Consider the following 15460-nt stretch of genomic DNA (forward strand, 5'->3'; position numbering starts at 1 on the left):
AGGCGGGCGTCACGGGGCGGGGATGGCAGGCGGAAAGTGACAGCAGGAGCAGCAGGGCGGCGTGGCGCATGGGCAAGGGGAAACTCTACCTTGCACGGGGAAACGCGCGACGCGTAGATTGCCGCGCGCTCATGGCCCGGGAAAAGGACAACATCGCTCTGTCCGACGAGCACAACACCCGCGGCATCGAGCTGGCGGACCGGGGCTGGCTGGACGAGGCCATCAAGGAGTTCAAGAAGGCCATCGACCTGGACCCCACGTCGGCGCACGCGCACGACAACCTGGCCACGGTCTACGCGGAGAAGAAGCAGTTCCGCGAGGCGCTGGGCGAGTACCTCACCGCGCTCAAGCTGGAGCCGGAGAGCGCCACCGCGCACTACAACCTGGCCTGCTTCCTCTCCACCCACGCCAGCGAGATGGCCGTGGAGGAGTACAAGGAAGCCATCGAGCTGGATCCGGAGTACCCGGACGCCCACCTCAACCTGGGGCTCACCTACGCGGACCAGGGCCGGGTGGAGGAGGCGATGCGGGAGCTGCAGGCCGCCATCGAGCTGGACCCGCAGGACGCCTTCCCCCGGCACGAGCTGGCGGCGCTGATGATGGATGAGGGGGACTACCGCTCCTCCATCACCCAGCTGAAGGAAGTGGTGCGGCTGGAGCCGGACAACTTCGAGGCGCAGCTGGACCTGGGCATCTGCTACGCCCAGAAGGGCTTCTACGCGGAAGCGGAGCGCGCCTACGAGCGCGCCCGGGCGCTCAACGCGGAAGACCTCCTGCTCAACTACAACCTGGCGGCGCTGTACGCGCTGTGGGGCCGTCCGAAGGACGCCGTCCAGTACCTGCAGAAGGCGCTGGCGGCGGACCGGCAGAAGGTCCTGGGGTGGCTGTCCGCGGACCCCATGTTCGACGTGCTCAAGGGCGATCCGGACTTCGAAGCCCTCTTCTGAGGGAATCACACATGGAATGGGTTTTCCTGGGGCTGGCGCTGCTGCTGGTCGTCGCGAACGGTTTCTTCGTGGCGACGGAGTTCGCCATCGTGAAGATCCGCGCCACGCGCCTGCAGTCCCTGGTGGACGAGGGCACGCCCGGCGCGGCCACGGCCCTGAAGATGGTGACCGAACTGGACGCGTACCTGTCCGCCACGCAGTTCGGCATCACGCTCGCGTCGCTGGGCCTGGGCTGGCTGGGTGAGCCCGCGTTCGAACACCTGCTGCACCCGGTGGTGGAGAAGGTGCTGCCGGAGGCGCTGGCGGCGAAGTACGGCTCCACCGCGGCGGGCATCATCGGCTTCAGCATCATCACGTTCCTGCACATCGTGATGGGGGAGCTGGCGCCCAAGAGCGTCGCCATCCAGCGCGCGGAGCAGACGACGCTCGCGGTGGCGCTGCCCATGCGCGCGTTCTACTTCCTCTTCTACCCGGCCATCCGGCTGCTCAACTGGCTGGCGGGGCTGGTGCTCAAGGCCTTCGGCCTGCACTCGGCCAGCGAGACGCACGAGGCGACGAACGAGGACGAGCTGCGCGTCATCCTGCACAGCTCCGCGCAGGCCGGCGCCATCACCACGGCGCGGGCGGAGCTTTTGGAGCGCGCGCTGGAGATGGCGCAGAAGACGGCGCGGCAGGTGATGGTGCCCCGCAACCAGATGCGCTACCTGGACGTGGAGGAGGCGCTGGACAGGAACGTCATCGACGCGCGGGCGTCCGGGCACACGTGGCTGCCGGTGTGCCGGGGCAACCTCGATGAGGTCGAGGGCGTGGTGAACGTGAAGGATCTGTTCTTCCTCCTGTCGCGCGGCGAATTGCGCAGCCTGTCGCAGGTGCAGCGCCCTGTGCTCTTCATCCCGGAGAACGCGACGCTGGAGCAGCTCTTGACGGAGTTCCGCCGCCGGCGCCGGCAGATCGCCATGGTGGTGGACGAGCACGGCGGCACGTCCGGGCTGGTCACCATCGCGGACGTGGTGGCGGAGGTGGTGGGCGACGTGGCGGAGCTGGGCCGGCGCGTGGAGGAGGTGCGGGCGCTGCCGGGAGGCCGCTTCGAATTGCCCGGCACCGCGCAGCTGGACGACCTGGAGGCCCAGCTGGACGTCACCTTCGACCTGAGCGACGACGAGAAGGGCGAGGTGACGACCATCGCCGGCTACCTGATGACGAAGCTGGGCCGGGTGCCGGAGAAGGGCGACAGCCTCAAGCTCGACATGTGGCGCATCCTCGTGGAGGAGGTGGACGGCCCCCGCGTGGTGCGCGTCACGGTGGAGCCACAGTCGCGCCCCACGGCGGTGCCCAAGGACGGCAGCCGCTCTCCGGAGCCGCCCGTGCCCTCCGGCGAGACGGGGTGAATCGCTAGCTCTTGGTGGGCTTCACGGCCTTCTTCTTCGCGCCGCCCTGTATGGCCGCCGGCTTCACCTTGGCGTTCGGCCGGTCCACCTTGAGCAGCTCCAGGTTCGTCTCCCCGTCCGTGGTCAGCTTCACGATGCCCACGTCCGGCGCGAACCACATGAAGCTCTCCATGGAGCGGCCCTCCGCGCCGGGGCGGCTGGCGCGGGCCGTGGTGACGTTCTTGATCTTGAGCGCCTTGAAGGTGCCCGCCGCGACGGTGATCTCCTCCTCGCCCACCACCGTGGCCTCCTTGTCGAAGGTCGTGGCGATGGTGGGGCGCAGGCCGCCCTTCCTGGCCGGCGGCTGGAGCTTCACCGACAGGCTGTTCTTCCAGGTGCCCCCGGGGACCATCACGGACGGCGCCGGCACGGCCGCGCCCTCCGCGTTCACCACTTGAACGTCCATGCCGGACGCGGACAGGAGCGTGCCCTCCAGGCCGCCCAGGCCCGTGCGGACGCCTTCGGAGTCACAGGTCAGGTCCGTCTGCCCGCTGCGCCCCTTGAGGCTCACCGCCAGCGTGGCCTTCACCGTCCCGTCCGGGTTGGGGGCGACGTCCTTCGTCGCCAGCACCAGCTCCGACGAGCGGCCCGCCCGGTAGGTCAGCGACAGGCCTTCCTCCATGGGAAACCAGGGGTTCGGACAAGGGGCCGGCGCCGCCGCCGCGACCATGTCAGACCGGGGTGCTACCTGGGACGTCGGGGACGCGCCCACGAGGAGCGACATGGCAAGCAAGGGCTGAAACGTAGGACGCCTCCAGAAAGATCAACAGGAAGGTAGGGTGGGTCGGCTGCTTTGCAAGGGTGACGCAGGGTCGCTCACCTACCGGCCTGTAGCACTAGACATAGGGTCATGCGTGGCATGGTCACGCTTGATCCGCGGTGGGGTGCGTTGGTACTCCTGCCGAACGCTGCGGAGCCGATTTTCCGGCCTCGCGCGCGTTTTCACGCCGCCTCACCGTCGGCCGTAGGGAGCACGCTGGCATGCGAATCAAGCGCCTGGACATCACCGGCTTCAAGTCGTTCATGGAGCGGAGCGTCTTCTCCTTCGACGAGGGCGTCACGGGCGTCGTCGGCCCCAATGGGTGTGGCAAATCCAACGTCGTGGACGCCATCCGCTGGGTGATGGGCGAGCAGAGCGCGAAGAACCTGCGCGGCCGCGGCATGGAAGACGTCATCTTCAACGGCTCGGAGAACAAGCCGCCCCTGTCCATGGCGGAGGTGTCGCTCACCTTCCTCGTGGACGACACGGACACGCTGGCGCCCCAGTACCAGGGCTTCAGTGAGATCACCGTGACGCGGCGCCTGTTCCGCAACGGCGACTCCGAGTACCTCATCAACAAGACCCTCTGCCGCCTGCTGGACATCACCGAGCTGTTCCTCGGCACGGGCGTGGGCACCAAGGCCTACTCCATCATCGAGCAGGGCCGCGTCGGCCTCATCGTCTCCAGCAAGCCGGAGGACCGCCGGCACCTCCTGGAGGAGGCCGCGGGCGTCACCAAGTACAAGGCCCGCCGCAAGGCCGCCGAGCGCAAGATGGAGGCCACCGAGGCCAACCTCCTGCGTGTCAACGACATCACCGGCGAGCTGGAGAAGCGGCTGGACACGCTGTCGCGCCAGGCGAAGAAGGCGGAGAAGTACCGCAAGCTCAAGGCGCGCATGCGGGAGATTGATCTGCACTCCACCAGCCACCGCTCGCTGGAGCTGATGGCGGAGAAGCGCGTGCTCCAGTCTCGCCTGGAGAACCTGGGCGGCGAGGAGCGCGAGGGCCTGGACAAGGTGAAGGAGCTGGAGGAGGTCATCACCCGGCGCCGCGCGGAATTGGACGCGGAAGGGGCGGCGCTCCAGCAGTACGCCGGCGAGGTGCACGCGCTGGAGAGCGCCCTGCAGCGTGAGGCGCAGGAGCTGTCCTACGGCCGCCGCGACTTCGAGGAGACCGGCACCCGCGTGGAGTCCGCGCAGGCGGAGCTGGACGCGCTGCTCGCGCGGCAGGCCGAGGTCGTGCGGACCATGACGGCCCGCGAGGCGGAGCTGTCGGGCATCGCCGGCTCGTACAAGGAAGACGAAGTGGCCATGGCGGTGGCCCTGGAGGAGCAGCGCCGCGTCTCCGTGCTCCAGACGGAAATCTCCCTGCGCCTGGAGCAGGAGCGGGCGGGGCTGGTCGCCGTGGCCACGCGCCTGGCGAACCACGAGAGCAACCTGGTCAATCTGGCGCGCCAGCGCACGGACCTGGAGGCGCGCCGCGCGAAGCTGGGCGGTGAGCTGGAGGCCCTGCGCGCCCAGGAGCAGGAGCTGGACTCCGTGCGCACCCAGGCGGCCAGGCACGTGGAGGACACGCGCCACCTGGCCTCCGAGCTGGCCGAGCGCCGGGGCCATGAAGAGGAGGCCCTCACCCGCACGCGCGAGGCCTTCACGGAGAACGAGGTCCAGGTCATCGCGCTGCGCGAGGAGCTGAGCGACAAGCGCAGCCGCCTGTCCTCCCTGGAGGACATCCAGAAGAACTACGACGGCTTCGACCGGGGCGTGCGCGCCGTCATGGTGCGCGCGGCGGAGGCGGCCCGCGAGCAGGGCATCTTCGGCCTGGTGGCGGACGTCCTCACGGTCCCCTCCGCTCGCTACGAGCGCGCGGTGGAGGCCGCCCTGGGTGAGCGGCTCCAGCACGTCATCGTGGACAGCCGCGAGAAGGGCGTGGAGCTGGTGGAGTACCTCAAGGGCCACGCCGAAGGGCGCGGCACCTTCCTGCCGGTGCCCTCCGGCGAGCTGGCCCGGGCCTACGTGGAGCCGGACCTCTCACGCCCGGGCGTGCTGGCGCACGCGCTGAAGGAAGTGTCCTGCGAGCCCGCGCTGGAGCCGGTGCTCAAGCTGCTCTTGGGCGACGTGGTCATCGTCCAGGACCTGGTCGCCGCGCGCGAGTACGCGGAGAGCACCCCCGTGCCCGTCACGCTCGTCACGCTGGACGGTGAGGTGTTCCGCGCGGACGGCTCCATCACCGGCGGCGAGCGCGAGGGCGCGGCCGTGGGCGCGCTCCAGAAGAAGCGCGAAATCGCGGAGCTGGCGGCCGAAGTGGCCCGCGTGGAGGAGCGCTACAACGAAATCCTGACCCGCCACTACACGCTCCAGAAGCAGATGGGGCAGGCGGAGGCCGTCCTCAAGGGCCTGGGCAAGGAGCAGCACGCGGAGGAGGTCAACCTGGCCAGCCAGGAGAAGGACCTCCACAAGGCGAGCGAGGACCTGGCCCGGGTGCGCGAGCGGCTGCGCTCGCTGGAGGGTGAGGAGGGCCAGCTGTCGCAGAGCCACACCGCGCTCGCCAACGAGGAGGAGTCCAGCCGCGGCGAGGTGGCCCACGGTCAGGCGGACCGCGAGGCGCGCGAGGAGCGCGTGCGCCAGTACGCGGGCGAGCTGGAAGGCCTGCGCCAGCGCGCGGACATGGCGTCCTCGGACCTGATGGGCCTGCGCGTGAAGGTGGCCGCCGGCAGCGAGCGCGGCGAGTCCGCGCGCAAGGAGCTGGAGAGCCTGGTGGCGCAGCGCCGGGACATGGAGGCGCGCGTCAGCCGCCTGCAGGCCACGGTGACGGACGGCCGCACCAAGGTGGAGCAGCTGCAGGGCCGGCTCGCGGAGCTGGAGTCCACCAAGGAGCAGCGGGCGGAGGAGCACCGCGTGGCCGCGGAGGCCCTGGAGTCCCGCCGCACCGCGCACACCACCGCCACCACCGAGGTGCGCGAGCAGGACACCGCCTTCCGCGAGCTGCGCGGCCGGCTGGACGAGCTCATGCAGGGCCTGTCGCAGATCACCCTGCGCGAGAAGGAGATTGGCCTGGAGCTGGAGCACCTGGCCGCCGGCATCCGCGAGCGCTACCAGCTGGAGCTGTCCGCGGAGCTGCACAACTACCACCTGCTGGCGCCGCTCTCGCCGGAAGTGGAGAGCGAGCTCAAGGACCTGCGCGCGCAGGTGGAGAAGATGGGGGAGATCAACCTCACCGCCATCGACGAGCACGAAGAGCTGTCCAAGCGCTTCGAGTTCCTCTCCACCCAGCGTCAGGACCTCCAGGCGTCCATCAGCCAGCTGAAGGAAGCCATCGTCCGCATCGACGCGACGAGCCGCGAGCGCTTCAAGCAGACCTTCGACGTGGTGAACGACAAGTTCCAGGCCATCTTCCCGCGCCTGTTCGGCGGTGGCCGGGCCAGCCTCATCCTCACGCAGGAGGGCCCCAACGGTGAGCCGGGCGTGGAAATCGTCGCCCAGCCGCCAGGCAAGAAGCTCCAGAGCGTCAATCTGCTGTCCGGTGGTGAGAAGGCCCTCACCGCCGTGGCGCTCATCTTCGGCATCTTCCTCATCAAGCCCACCCCCTTCTGCCTCCTGGACGAGGTCGACGCCCCGTTGGATGAGGGCAACGTGGGCCGCTACAACGACATGGTGAAGGAGATGAGCCGCCAGTCGCAGTTCATCCTCATCACCCACAACAAGCGCACCATGGAGATCGCCGACACGCTCTACGGCGTCACCATGGAGGAGCCCGGCATCTCCAAGCTCGTCAGCGTGAAGATGCGCGAGGCCTCCGCGCACAACGATGACAAGGTCCCCGCCGCGTCGTAGGGCGCGCGGCAGGGCAGGGCTTTAGACTCGAAAAGAAGACGGGCGCCCCGGGATGTTCCCCGGAGCGCCCGTTGTCATTTCAGCGGCTCGAAGGCGAAGGACTACTTCTTCTTCGCCGGCGCGTAGCTCTTCTTCGGGCAGGCGCCCTGGTCCGCGGCCAGACGCTGCTGGGCGGCGGAGAGGTCCTTCTGGGTGTTGGCCAGGGCCTCCTGGCTGGCGGTCTCCACCGGGGCCCAGTCTTCCTTCTGGGCCTTGAGCTCCTGCACCAGCGTCAGGGTCGTCTGGTCCACCGTCTCCTGCGCCTTGAGCGCGTCCACCCACTTGGTGGCGGAGTCCACCAGCGCCTGGCACTTGGAGGACAGCTCGTCGAAGAGCTTGTAGTCCTTCGTCTTGGTGTACTTCTGCACGACGGCGTCATACGTGTCCGCCGCGTTGGTGCGCGCGCCGAAGGCGATGGCGGACGCGGCGGCCGTCTGGGTGCGCGCCAGCTCCAGCTGGAAGAAGCGCAGCTCCGGCGGCATGCTCGCGGCGGCCTCCACCGGGGCCTGCGAGTTGAAGAACACGAAGCGGAACGGGAACTTCAGCTCGCCCGTCGTCGTCGCGGGCATGGCGGCGATCTTCGCCTGCATGCAGGACGCCAGCTGGTCGCCTTCCGTGCTGCCGGAGGGCTTGAAGACGACCTCCGTCGGGTTGGGCTGGCCCTTCACGATGTGGATGTCGGCGCTCAGCACCGGCGGGGTGGACGCCTTGAAGCCGGCGTAGCAGTCACACCAGCTCTTCTGCGCCAGGCGCACCGTGCCGGAGAAGTCCGAGCCCTCGTTGATGCCCATGGTGACGGACGGGTTGTTGGCGGTGGCGTGGTCGTACTCGTACGAGGCCTCCACCGGCTTCGCGTCCGCCGCCAGCGCCGCGGGCTTCACGTGCGTGTCCAGCACCTGCTGGATGCAGCCAATGCCGGCCGGCGTGAGGTTGTCACTGGTGACGGCGTGCGTGACGCCCTGGGCGTTGACGGTGGACTTCACCGTCACCTTGGTGCTGGCCGCCGCGCCGCGGTTGGCCGGATCCACCAGGCACTCCAGCACGTCCGGACGGACGCTCAGGAGCGCGCCCACGAGGACACCCTCGTTGGCGGGGGAGGGCAGGGTCTGCTCGTGCGGGAAGCAGGTCGCCAGGTCGAACGGGGGCTGGTTGGTGATGCGCAGCCGCTCTTCCTTGGTCATCTGCTTCTGACCTTCGGTGGCTTCGGTCTTCTGCTGGCCGGCACAGGCGGCGGTGAGGATGACGGAGGCGACGGCGAGACGCTTCAGCATGGTGAGGCTTTCTCCCGGTTGGGGTGGTTGGGACTGCGGTCGGGCGCTCACTTCTCCAGGCCCTCGGCGTTCTTGAGGTCCTTGAGGCGGAGCCCGTTCTTCTTCAACAGGCGGTAGAGGCTCTGCATGGACAGGCCGGTGCGCTGCTCCGCGGCCTTCATGTCGAAGGCCACCTCGCGCATCACCTCCGCGAAGTACAGCCGCTCGAAGTCCGCGAGCACCCGGTCCTTCGCTTCGTGGTACGGCATGCCGGTGACGATGGCGGCCACGTTGGTGGCGGGCTCCGTGCCTTCCGTGCGCTTGGGCGCGTGCGCCAGGAAGTCCAGCCAGCTGGTGTTGCCCGTCTCCTGCATCAGCGCGCCGCGCTCCAGCACGTTGCGCAATTCGCGCACGTTGCCCGGCCAGTCGTAGCCCTCGAAGAGGGCCAGCGTCTGCGGCGTCAGCTCCAGCGCGGCCTTCATGCCGCGCGACAGGGCCTGCGACAGCGTGGGGATGTCGTCGCGGCGGGTGCGCAGGGGCGGCAGCCTCACGCGCGCCACCGCGAGCCGGAAGTAGAGGTCCGCGCGGAAGCGGCCCTGGCGCACGTCCTCCTCCAGGTTGCGGTGCGTGGAGGCGATGACGCGCACGTCCACCGCCACCGGCTGCCCGTCCAGCGACGGCACCTCGCGCGTCTCCAGCACGCGCAACAGCTTGCCCTGCACGGACATGGGCAGCTCGCCCACCTCGTCCAGGAAGAGGGTTCCGCCGCGCGCCGCCTCGAAGATGCCGCGCGCGCCCTTGTCCTCGTTCTCCCCGGCGCGCAGGCCGCCGAACAGCTCGCGCTCCGCCTTCTCCTCGGAGATGAGGTTGCAGTCCACGACCTTGAAGGCGCCGTGGCGGCGCAGCGAGTGCTGGTGCACCGCCCGCGCGGCCAGCTCCTTGCCCGTGCCCGTCTCACCCTCGACGAGCAGGTTCATGTCCTCGCGCGCGATGCGGCGCAGCTCCGTGAAGACCCAGCGCATCTTCTCCGAGCTGCCCACGAGCTGCCCGAAGGACTCCGCGCCAGCGACCTCCACCTCCGTCGCGCGGGCGGCCACCTTCACCGCGAGCTTCGTCTTGCCCAGCTCCACCTTGTCGCCGCTGGTGACGAAGGCCTGGAGGATGCGGCGCCCGTCGAGGAACGTGCCGTTGCGGCTGCCGGTGTCGCGCAGGAGCAGCCCCTGCGGCAGCCGCTCCACCTCCAGGTGACGGCGGCTCACCGTCGGGTCGCTCAGCACCAGGTCGCCCTCGGCGTCGGAGCCCACGCGCACCAGCGCGTCCCGCGTGGTGACCTTCTTGCCCTTGTCAGGACCGCCCACCACCTCGACCGTCCACTCGTGAAGGGGGACGCGAGTGGCCTGTGCCTCGCGCTCCGCGTGGACGGTTTCGGTGACATCCGGTCTGTCAATCATGGTCACGAACCCCTGGTCGCAACGGGGCGTGGGGGGCAAAAACACCCCTCGTCGCCCTGAATCCCGCCTCTTTAGGGGGGACTGCACACAGGGGGCAAGTGGAACAAGTAGACGCGGAAACGTCCGTTGAAGATGAAGACAGAAGGGGCCCGGCCGCCCCAACCGGGGACGTCGGGCCTGCCTCCTGGATTTCCCCTCGCCTCAGTACTTCGCGGGTGCGTCGCTCGCGGGGAACGACTCCTTGGACTGCTCGTCCACTTCGTCGTCGCCGGGGCTGCCGCCGGAGCGCACGCTCGCGTTGGTGGGGCCCTTCACCTCGCGCGTCGGCACCTCCGCGTTCGCCCTGCGCTTCGTGCCCTTGGACTCCGCGCCCGAGGTGGCCGCACGGCCCGTGCCGGCCTGCGCGTTCACCATGCGCGTGCCCAGCAGGTTCTTGGCGCGCTCGGCCAGGTTGCGCTGCTCGTCCTGCCAGTCGCGGAAGAGCTGCGCCAGCTCCTGATCCCCCGCGGCCTCCGCGTCGCGCAGGTACTGCGCGCTCACCGACGCGCCCTTGAGCAGGTGGTAGAGCGTGCTGATGAGGTCGTGGTGCTCATCCCGGGTCCCCGTGACTTCCTGTCCGCCCGCCATGCTGTTCCTCCCGTGAAAGGGGGTGAATGCCTTGACGGAGAAGGTAGGCACGGAGGACGCGGGTGGCGTCCGGGCACGGGGCCCGGCCGCCTGGCTGCTCAAGCGTGGAGCATGGGGTCCAGCTTGCCCTCGCGGTCGAGCGCGGCCATGTCGGAGTAGCCGCCCACGTGCGTGTCGCCGATGAAGATCTGCGGCACGGTGCGCTGACCGCCGCTCATCTCCACCAGCTTCGTGCGGGCGTCGTCGTCTCCGGTGACGTCCACCTCTTCGTAGGCCACGCCCTTGCGCTTGAGCAGGTCCTTCGCGCGTACGCAAAAGCCACAGTAGGTCGTCGTGTAGATCTTCACGGGCTTCATGGAATTCCTCCTGGCTCTCTTGATGCCAAACCTAAGGGGCCGTTGCGCGGGTGGCCATGGCCTTCCCGCGTGTCTGGTCTCTTGAAAACACGACGGCCCCCGGAACCCTGGTGGGCGCCGGAGGCCGTCAAGTCCCGTCCCCGATGCGTCGACGACGCGGGGAAGGGTGGGGCGACTACATGCCCATGCCGCCCATACCGCCCATGCCGCCCATGCCGCCCATGCCACCGCCCGCGGCGCCCTTGTCGTCGTCCGCCTTCGGGCGCTCGGCGACCATGGCCTCCGTGGTGAGCATCAGCGAGGCGACCGACGCGGCGTTCTGCAGCGCGGTGCGGCTCACCTTGGCCGGGTCGATGACGCCCGCGGCCAGCAGGTCCTCGTAGGTGCCCGTGGCGGCGTTGAAGCCGAAGGGACCCGTGCCCTCCTTGACCTTGTTCACCACCACGCTGCCCTCCAGGCCGCCGTTGCCGACGATCTGACGCAGCGGCTCCTCGACGGAGCGACGGATGATGTCCACGCCGGACTTCTCACCGTCGGCGACCTTCAGGGTCTCCAGAGCCTTGAGGCAGCGGATGTAGGCCACGCCGCCGCCGGGGACGACGCCCTCTTCCACGGCCGCGCGGGTCGCGTTGAGCGCGTCCTCCACGCGGGCCTTCTTCTCCTTCATCTCCGTCTCGGTCGCGGCGCCCACGTTGATGACGGCCACGCCGCCCACGAGCTTCGCGAGGCGCTCCTGGAGCTTCTCACGGTCGTAGTCGCTGGAGGTCTCCTCGACCTGGGCGCGGATCTGCTTCACGCGCGCCTCGATCTCCGACTGGCTGCCCGCGCCGTCGACGACCGTGGTGTTGTCCTTGTCGATGGTGACGCGCTTCGCGCGGCCCAGGTCCTGGAGCGTCAGCGTGTCCAGCTTGATGCCCAGGTCCTCGGCGATCATCCGGCCGCCGGTGAGGACCGCGATGTCCTCCAGCATGGCCTTGCGGCGGTCGCCGAAGCCCGGCGCCTTCACCGCCGCCACGTTCAGCACGCCGCGGATCTTGTTCACCACCAGGGTGGCCAGGGCCTCGCCCTCGACCTCCTCGGCGATGATCAGCAGGGGCTTACCGGCGCGCGCCACCTGCTCCAGGATGGGGAGCAGGTCCTTCATCGACGAGATCTTCTTCTCGTGGATGAGGATGAGGGGGTCGTTCAGCACGACCTCCATGCGCTCCGGATCCGTCACGAAGTACGGGGACAGGTAGCCGCGGTCGAACTGCATGCCCTCGACGACGTCCAGGGTGGTGTCCAGGCCCTTGGCCTCTTCCACCGTGATGACGCCCTCCTTGCCGACCTTCTCCATCGCGTCCGCGATGATCTGGCCGATGGTGGTGTCACCGTTCGCGGAGATGGTGCCAACCTGGGCGATCTCCTTGTTGCCCTTGGTCGGCTTCGCCAGCGTCTTCAGCTCGGCGATGATGGCGGCGACGGCCTTGTCGATGCCGCGCTTGATGTCCATCGGGTTGTGGCCCGCGGCGACCAGCTTCGCGCCCTCGCGGAAGATGGCCTGCGCCAGCACGGTGGCCGTGGTGGTGCCGTCACCCGCGACGTCAGACGTCTTGGAGGCGACCTCCTTGACCATCTGGGCGCCCATGTTCTCGAACTTGTTCTCCAGTTCGATTTCCTTCGCCACCGTCACGCCGTCCTTCGTGATGGTGGGGGAGCCGAAGCTCTTCTCGATGACGACGTTGCGGCCCTTGGGCCCCAGGGTCACCTTGACCGCGTCGGCCAGGATGTTCACGCCGCGCAGGATGGCGTCACGCGCGCGCACTTCGAAAATGATGTCCTTCGCCATGGTCTGAATCCTCTAGAAGTTGTGAGTGGGAAGACGAACGGCGGGCTTCACTTCTCGATGATGCCCAGCACGTCCTCTTCGCGGAGGATCAGGTGATCCTCGCCGTCCAGCTTGATCTCCGTGCCCGCGTACTTGGAGAAGAGGATGGTGTCGCCGGCCTTGATGTCCATGGCGCGCACCTTGCCGTCCTCCAGCACCTTGCCATTGCCGACGGCGATCACCTTGCCCTCGAGCGGCTTCTCCTTCGCCGTGTCGGGGATGAAGAGGCCGCCCTTGGTCTTGTTCTCCTCGGCGACGCGCTTGATGATGAGCCGATCCTGCAGGGGACGAATCTTCATGGCTTGCTCCTGTGAATCGCGGCGGCCGGAGGCGGACGGAAGGTCCGGACCGGGATGCCGCAGGGGTGATTGAAAAGGTCCTGTGGGCCCCGGCGTTGGCACTCGCACCCGCTGAGTGCTAACGCCCAGGCGCGGCGGATAATAACCAGGGACTTCACCTCGTCAAGCGACGTCGGGGCATCTGTCTGGATGCCGCTAAACTCCCGTCCTGATTGGGCTTTTCCGAAAAAGATTCCCGCTGGTCGCACCTGCCCGCAAGGCCGTGCCGGGTGTCCGGACGTTGGCACTCGCCCCGGACGAGTGCCAACGTAAGTGCCTGATAAGACTTGGGTCCGTTTTGCTAACGCCGTGCGACATGGCTAGGCTTGTCGGAAGCGTGTCCTGGTAGGTCCGGGCGCCGGCCCGGGGGCCTTCCAGGCTTCAAACCGGGAGGTGTGCTCGATGAGCGGACTGGTGACGTCCTCTTCCTCGCTGAAGGAGTTCTTCCGGGAGCTCCTGCTGGAGGTCGCGGCCCGGCAGCGGGTGGCGCTGGGCGAGTCCACCGAGTTCTACCTGGTGAACCTGCTGGCGGAGTTCGCGGCCACGGACAAGCTGTTCAGCCGTGACGCGGAGGGCCGGCGGGACCACGAACCGCTGGCGGAGCTGTACCACCGCGCGCTGCAGCAGGAGCGTGAGGAGCGCATCCGCACGCTGCGGCGGCTGGGCGACGTGTCGCTCTACAAGGTCGGCTTCTTCTCCGGCGCGCTGCAGCAGGGGATGGTGGGCCCGGACTACTACATCCAGATGGGCGGCGCGGCCTACGGACAGGTCGCGGAGCTGGTGCCCGCGGGCGGCTTCACCGGCGTGTACCGCGAGCTGTGCGACAAGTTCCGTTCGCTCGCGGAGGTGCTGGAGGAGATCAGCGCGCGCGGCCTGGTGAGCGCGGGGCCCGCGGGCGCGCTGCGTGTCTACGAGTCCTGGGTGCGCACGGGCAACGACAAGCTGGAGCGCGTGCTGGTGGACGCGGGGTGGATCCCGCGCAAGGGGCCGCTTGCCAACTGACGCTGGGGACTTCCCGCTCGTGGGGCGCCTCCAGGCCCACCTGGAGGCCATCTACGGCTTCCGGTGCGAGGCCCGCGCGGAGGCCTTCGTGGTGGTGGACGCGGAGGTCGCCGCGCTCCTGGGCGGCACCGGGCGCGCGCCGGAGGAACTGCTGGTGCTGGAGGCCCGGGGCGGCCTGGAGGTGGCGCTCTACCTGGACCCGTCCCTGCGCGAGCGCATGGAACGCTACGCGGGCAGCCCCCTCGCTTCCGTGCTGGAGGGCGACCTGGACGGCTACTGCCAGGTGACCGAAGGCGTCAGCCACTTCCTCTACGTCGCGCACACGGCGCACTACGAGCGCACGGTGTCGCTCTTGGAGCTGGAGGCCCAGGCGGAGGTGGACAAGTTCGTCGTGTGCCTCATGCACCGCTGGGGTGAAGGCGTGGCCGGGTGGGCGCGGGAGCTGTTGGGCCGCCTCTTCGACCGCGTGGCCTACCAGCCCCTGCTGTCCGTGGAGGAGCGCTGGCGCTACGAGGAGGCGAACCGGCTGTCCCGGCGCTTCTGCGCGCGGCTCATGGGGCACGTCCTGAGCCGGCGGTTGGACCGGCTCCTCGGCGACCTGCGTTATGCATACCGGCTGGGAGCGGAGGCCAAGCTGCGCCACTTCGCGCACGGTGGTTGAGGGCCCCGGCCGCCGCCTGCATCGGGTAGGGTGGAGGCATGCCGCGCGAGGCGTCCTCAGGAGGCATTGTCATCCGCTTCCAGGACGGGGCCTGGGAAGTCGCCGTCATCCGTCCGCACGGGCGTCACCTGTGGGCGCTGCCCAAGGGCCACGTGGATCCTGGCGAGACGCCGGAGCAGACCGCGCAGCGCGAGGTGCGGGAGGAGACGGGGCTCTCCGTGGCGCTGCTCGCGCCCCTGGGGGAGATCCGCTACGTCTACCAGTTCCGGGGACAGCGCATCTTCAAGCGCGTCCACTTCTTCCTCTTCCGCTACGAGGCGGGGGAGCTGGGGCCGCTGCCGGGGCCGCGCGTGGAGGTGGACGAGGTGCGCTGGATGCCGCTCGAGGGGCTGATTCCGGCGCTGGGTTACAAGGGTGAGAAGGCCGTCGCCGGCCGGGCGCTGCGGTGGATGCGCGCCCAGGGCCTGGCGCCCGGAGCTCCTCCCCCCGTGGAGGGGAAGGAGCCGGGGTAGGGCGGAACGCTACTTCTTGGCTTCTTCGCCCACGTACTTGCCGGACAGCGCCTCGCGCACGTCGCGGTCGAACTTCACGCGCTGGGTGGCGACCTCGCGCAGGGCGAGCACGGGCGGCTTGTTCTTCGAGGTCTCGATGATGGGCCGGGCGCCGGCCATCAGCTGGCGCGCGCGCTTGGCGCCCAGGAGCACCAGCGCGAACCGGTTGTCCACGTAGGGAAGGCAGTCTTCAACGGTAACGCGGGCCATGGAACATCCTTCTTGGCTCTGATTTGAAGCCGGTGGAAGCCTCTCAACCTAAAGAGCGGGTTCGGATCAGTCAAGGAAGGATGGCGGGCCGGAAGCTCCGCCGGGCGTCCAGCCGGGCACCGCCTCCCCGCCCGCCCTCCACCC

The 15460-nt window shown here is 69.0% G+C and carries 14 protein-coding genes; 6 read left to right on the forward strand and 8 right to left on the reverse strand.

Annotated features, from left to right (window positions below; genetic code table 11):
- Positions 1-131 precede the first annotated feature (131 nt).
- Positions 132-947, forward strand: a complete 816-nt coding sequence (locus tag D7Y21_RS34800; RefSeq protein ID WP_120564113.1) for a lipopolysaccharide assembly protein LapB — start codon at positions 132-134, stop codon at positions 945-947.
- Positions 948-958: 11 nt separating this feature from the next.
- Complete coding sequence (locus D7Y21_RS34805) at positions 959-2335, forward strand: hemolysin family protein (protein WP_120564114.1); 1377 nt, start codon at positions 959-961, stop codon at positions 2333-2335.
- 4 nt (positions 2336-2339) lie between these two features.
- Here the strand turns inward: D7Y21_RS34805 and D7Y21_RS34810 are convergent, their stop codons facing one another.
- The gene (locus tag D7Y21_RS34810) at positions 2340-2996 is read right to left on the reverse strand and encodes a hypothetical protein (protein ID WP_233612396.1); all 657 of its coding nucleotides are present in this window, start codon (positions 2994-2996) and stop codon (positions 2340-2342) included.
- 359 nt (positions 2997-3355) lie between these two features.
- Between D7Y21_RS34810 and smc the strand changes: the two genes are divergently transcribed.
- The gene (gene smc, locus D7Y21_RS34815) at positions 3356-6964 is read left to right on the forward strand and encodes a chromosome segregation protein SMC (protein WP_121717974.1); all 3609 of its coding nucleotides are present in this window, start codon (positions 3356-3358) and stop codon (positions 6962-6964) included.
- Positions 6965-7065: 101 nt separating this feature from the next.
- On the opposite strand, the gene D7Y21_RS34820 is transcribed toward smc, so the two are convergent.
- From D7Y21_RS34820 to groES, 6 genes are all read right to left on the reverse strand, one after another.
- The gene (locus tag D7Y21_RS34820; protein WP_121717975.1) at positions 7066-8274 is read right to left on the reverse strand and encodes a hypothetical protein; all 1209 of its coding nucleotides are present in this window, start codon (positions 8272-8274) and stop codon (positions 7066-7068) included.
- A 47-nt stretch (positions 8275-8321) separates the two neighbouring features.
- Positions 8322-9704: a sigma 54-interacting transcriptional regulator gene (locus D7Y21_RS34825; RefSeq protein ID WP_120564197.1), complete on the reverse strand. Its 1383-nt coding sequence runs from the start codon at positions 9702-9704 to the stop codon at positions 8322-8324.
- A 201-nt stretch (positions 9705-9905) separates the two neighbouring features.
- A complete protein-coding gene (locus tag D7Y21_RS34830; RefSeq protein WP_120564117.1) occupies positions 9906-10331 on the reverse strand; it encodes a hypothetical protein in 426 nt (141 codons plus the stop codon).
- Between the two features lie 98 nt (positions 10332-10429).
- Positions 10430-10687 carry a glutaredoxin 3 gene (grxC, locus tag D7Y21_RS34835; protein ID WP_120564118.1) on the reverse strand — a complete coding sequence of 86 codons (258 nt, stop codon included), beginning with the start codon at positions 10685-10687 and terminating at the stop codon, positions 10430-10432.
- Positions 10688-10862: 175 nt separating this feature from the next.
- Positions 10863-12515 (reverse strand): chaperonin GroEL, encoded by a 1653-nt coding sequence (gene groL, locus D7Y21_RS34840; protein ID WP_120564119.1) that lies wholly within the window; start codon positions 12513-12515, stop codon positions 10863-10865.
- Between the two features lie 47 nt (positions 12516-12562).
- Positions 12563-12853, reverse strand: a complete 291-nt coding sequence (gene groES / locus D7Y21_RS34845; RefSeq protein WP_014395362.1) for a co-chaperone GroES — start codon at positions 12851-12853, stop codon at positions 12563-12565.
- Between the two features lie 441 nt (positions 12854-13294).
- Between groES and D7Y21_RS34850 the strand changes: the two genes are divergently transcribed.
- Genes D7Y21_RS34850 through D7Y21_RS34860 form a run of 3 tightly spaced genes read left to right on the forward strand, consistent with a single transcriptional unit; the run spans position 13295 to position 15067 of the window.
- Positions 13295-13894, forward strand: a complete 600-nt coding sequence (locus tag D7Y21_RS34850; RefSeq protein ID WP_120564120.1) for a hypothetical protein — start codon at positions 13295-13297, stop codon at positions 13892-13894.
- Complete coding sequence (locus tag D7Y21_RS34855; protein ID WP_120564121.1) at positions 13884-14555, forward strand: hypothetical protein; 672 nt, start codon at positions 13884-13886, stop codon at positions 14553-14555. The genes D7Y21_RS34850 and D7Y21_RS34855 overlap by 11 nt, the downstream gene beginning before the upstream one ends.
- Positions 14556-14593: 38 nt before the next feature.
- Positions 14594-15067 (forward strand): NUDIX hydrolase, encoded by a 474-nt coding sequence (locus D7Y21_RS34860; protein ID WP_120564122.1) that lies wholly within the window; start codon positions 14594-14596, stop codon positions 15065-15067.
- A gap of 9 nt (positions 15068-15076) precedes the next feature.
- On the opposite strand, the gene rpoZ is transcribed toward D7Y21_RS34860, so the two are convergent.
- Positions 15077-15316 (reverse strand): DNA-directed RNA polymerase subunit omega, encoded by a 240-nt coding sequence (gene rpoZ, locus D7Y21_RS34865; protein ID WP_014395366.1) that lies wholly within the window; start codon positions 15314-15316, stop codon positions 15077-15079.
- Between the last annotated feature and the right edge of the window lie 144 nt (positions 15317-15460).

This window comes from Corallococcus sp. AB045, assembly GCF_003668895.1.
GTDB classification, from domain to species: Bacteria; Myxococcota; Myxococcia; order Myxococcales; family Myxococcaceae; genus Corallococcus; species Corallococcus coralloides.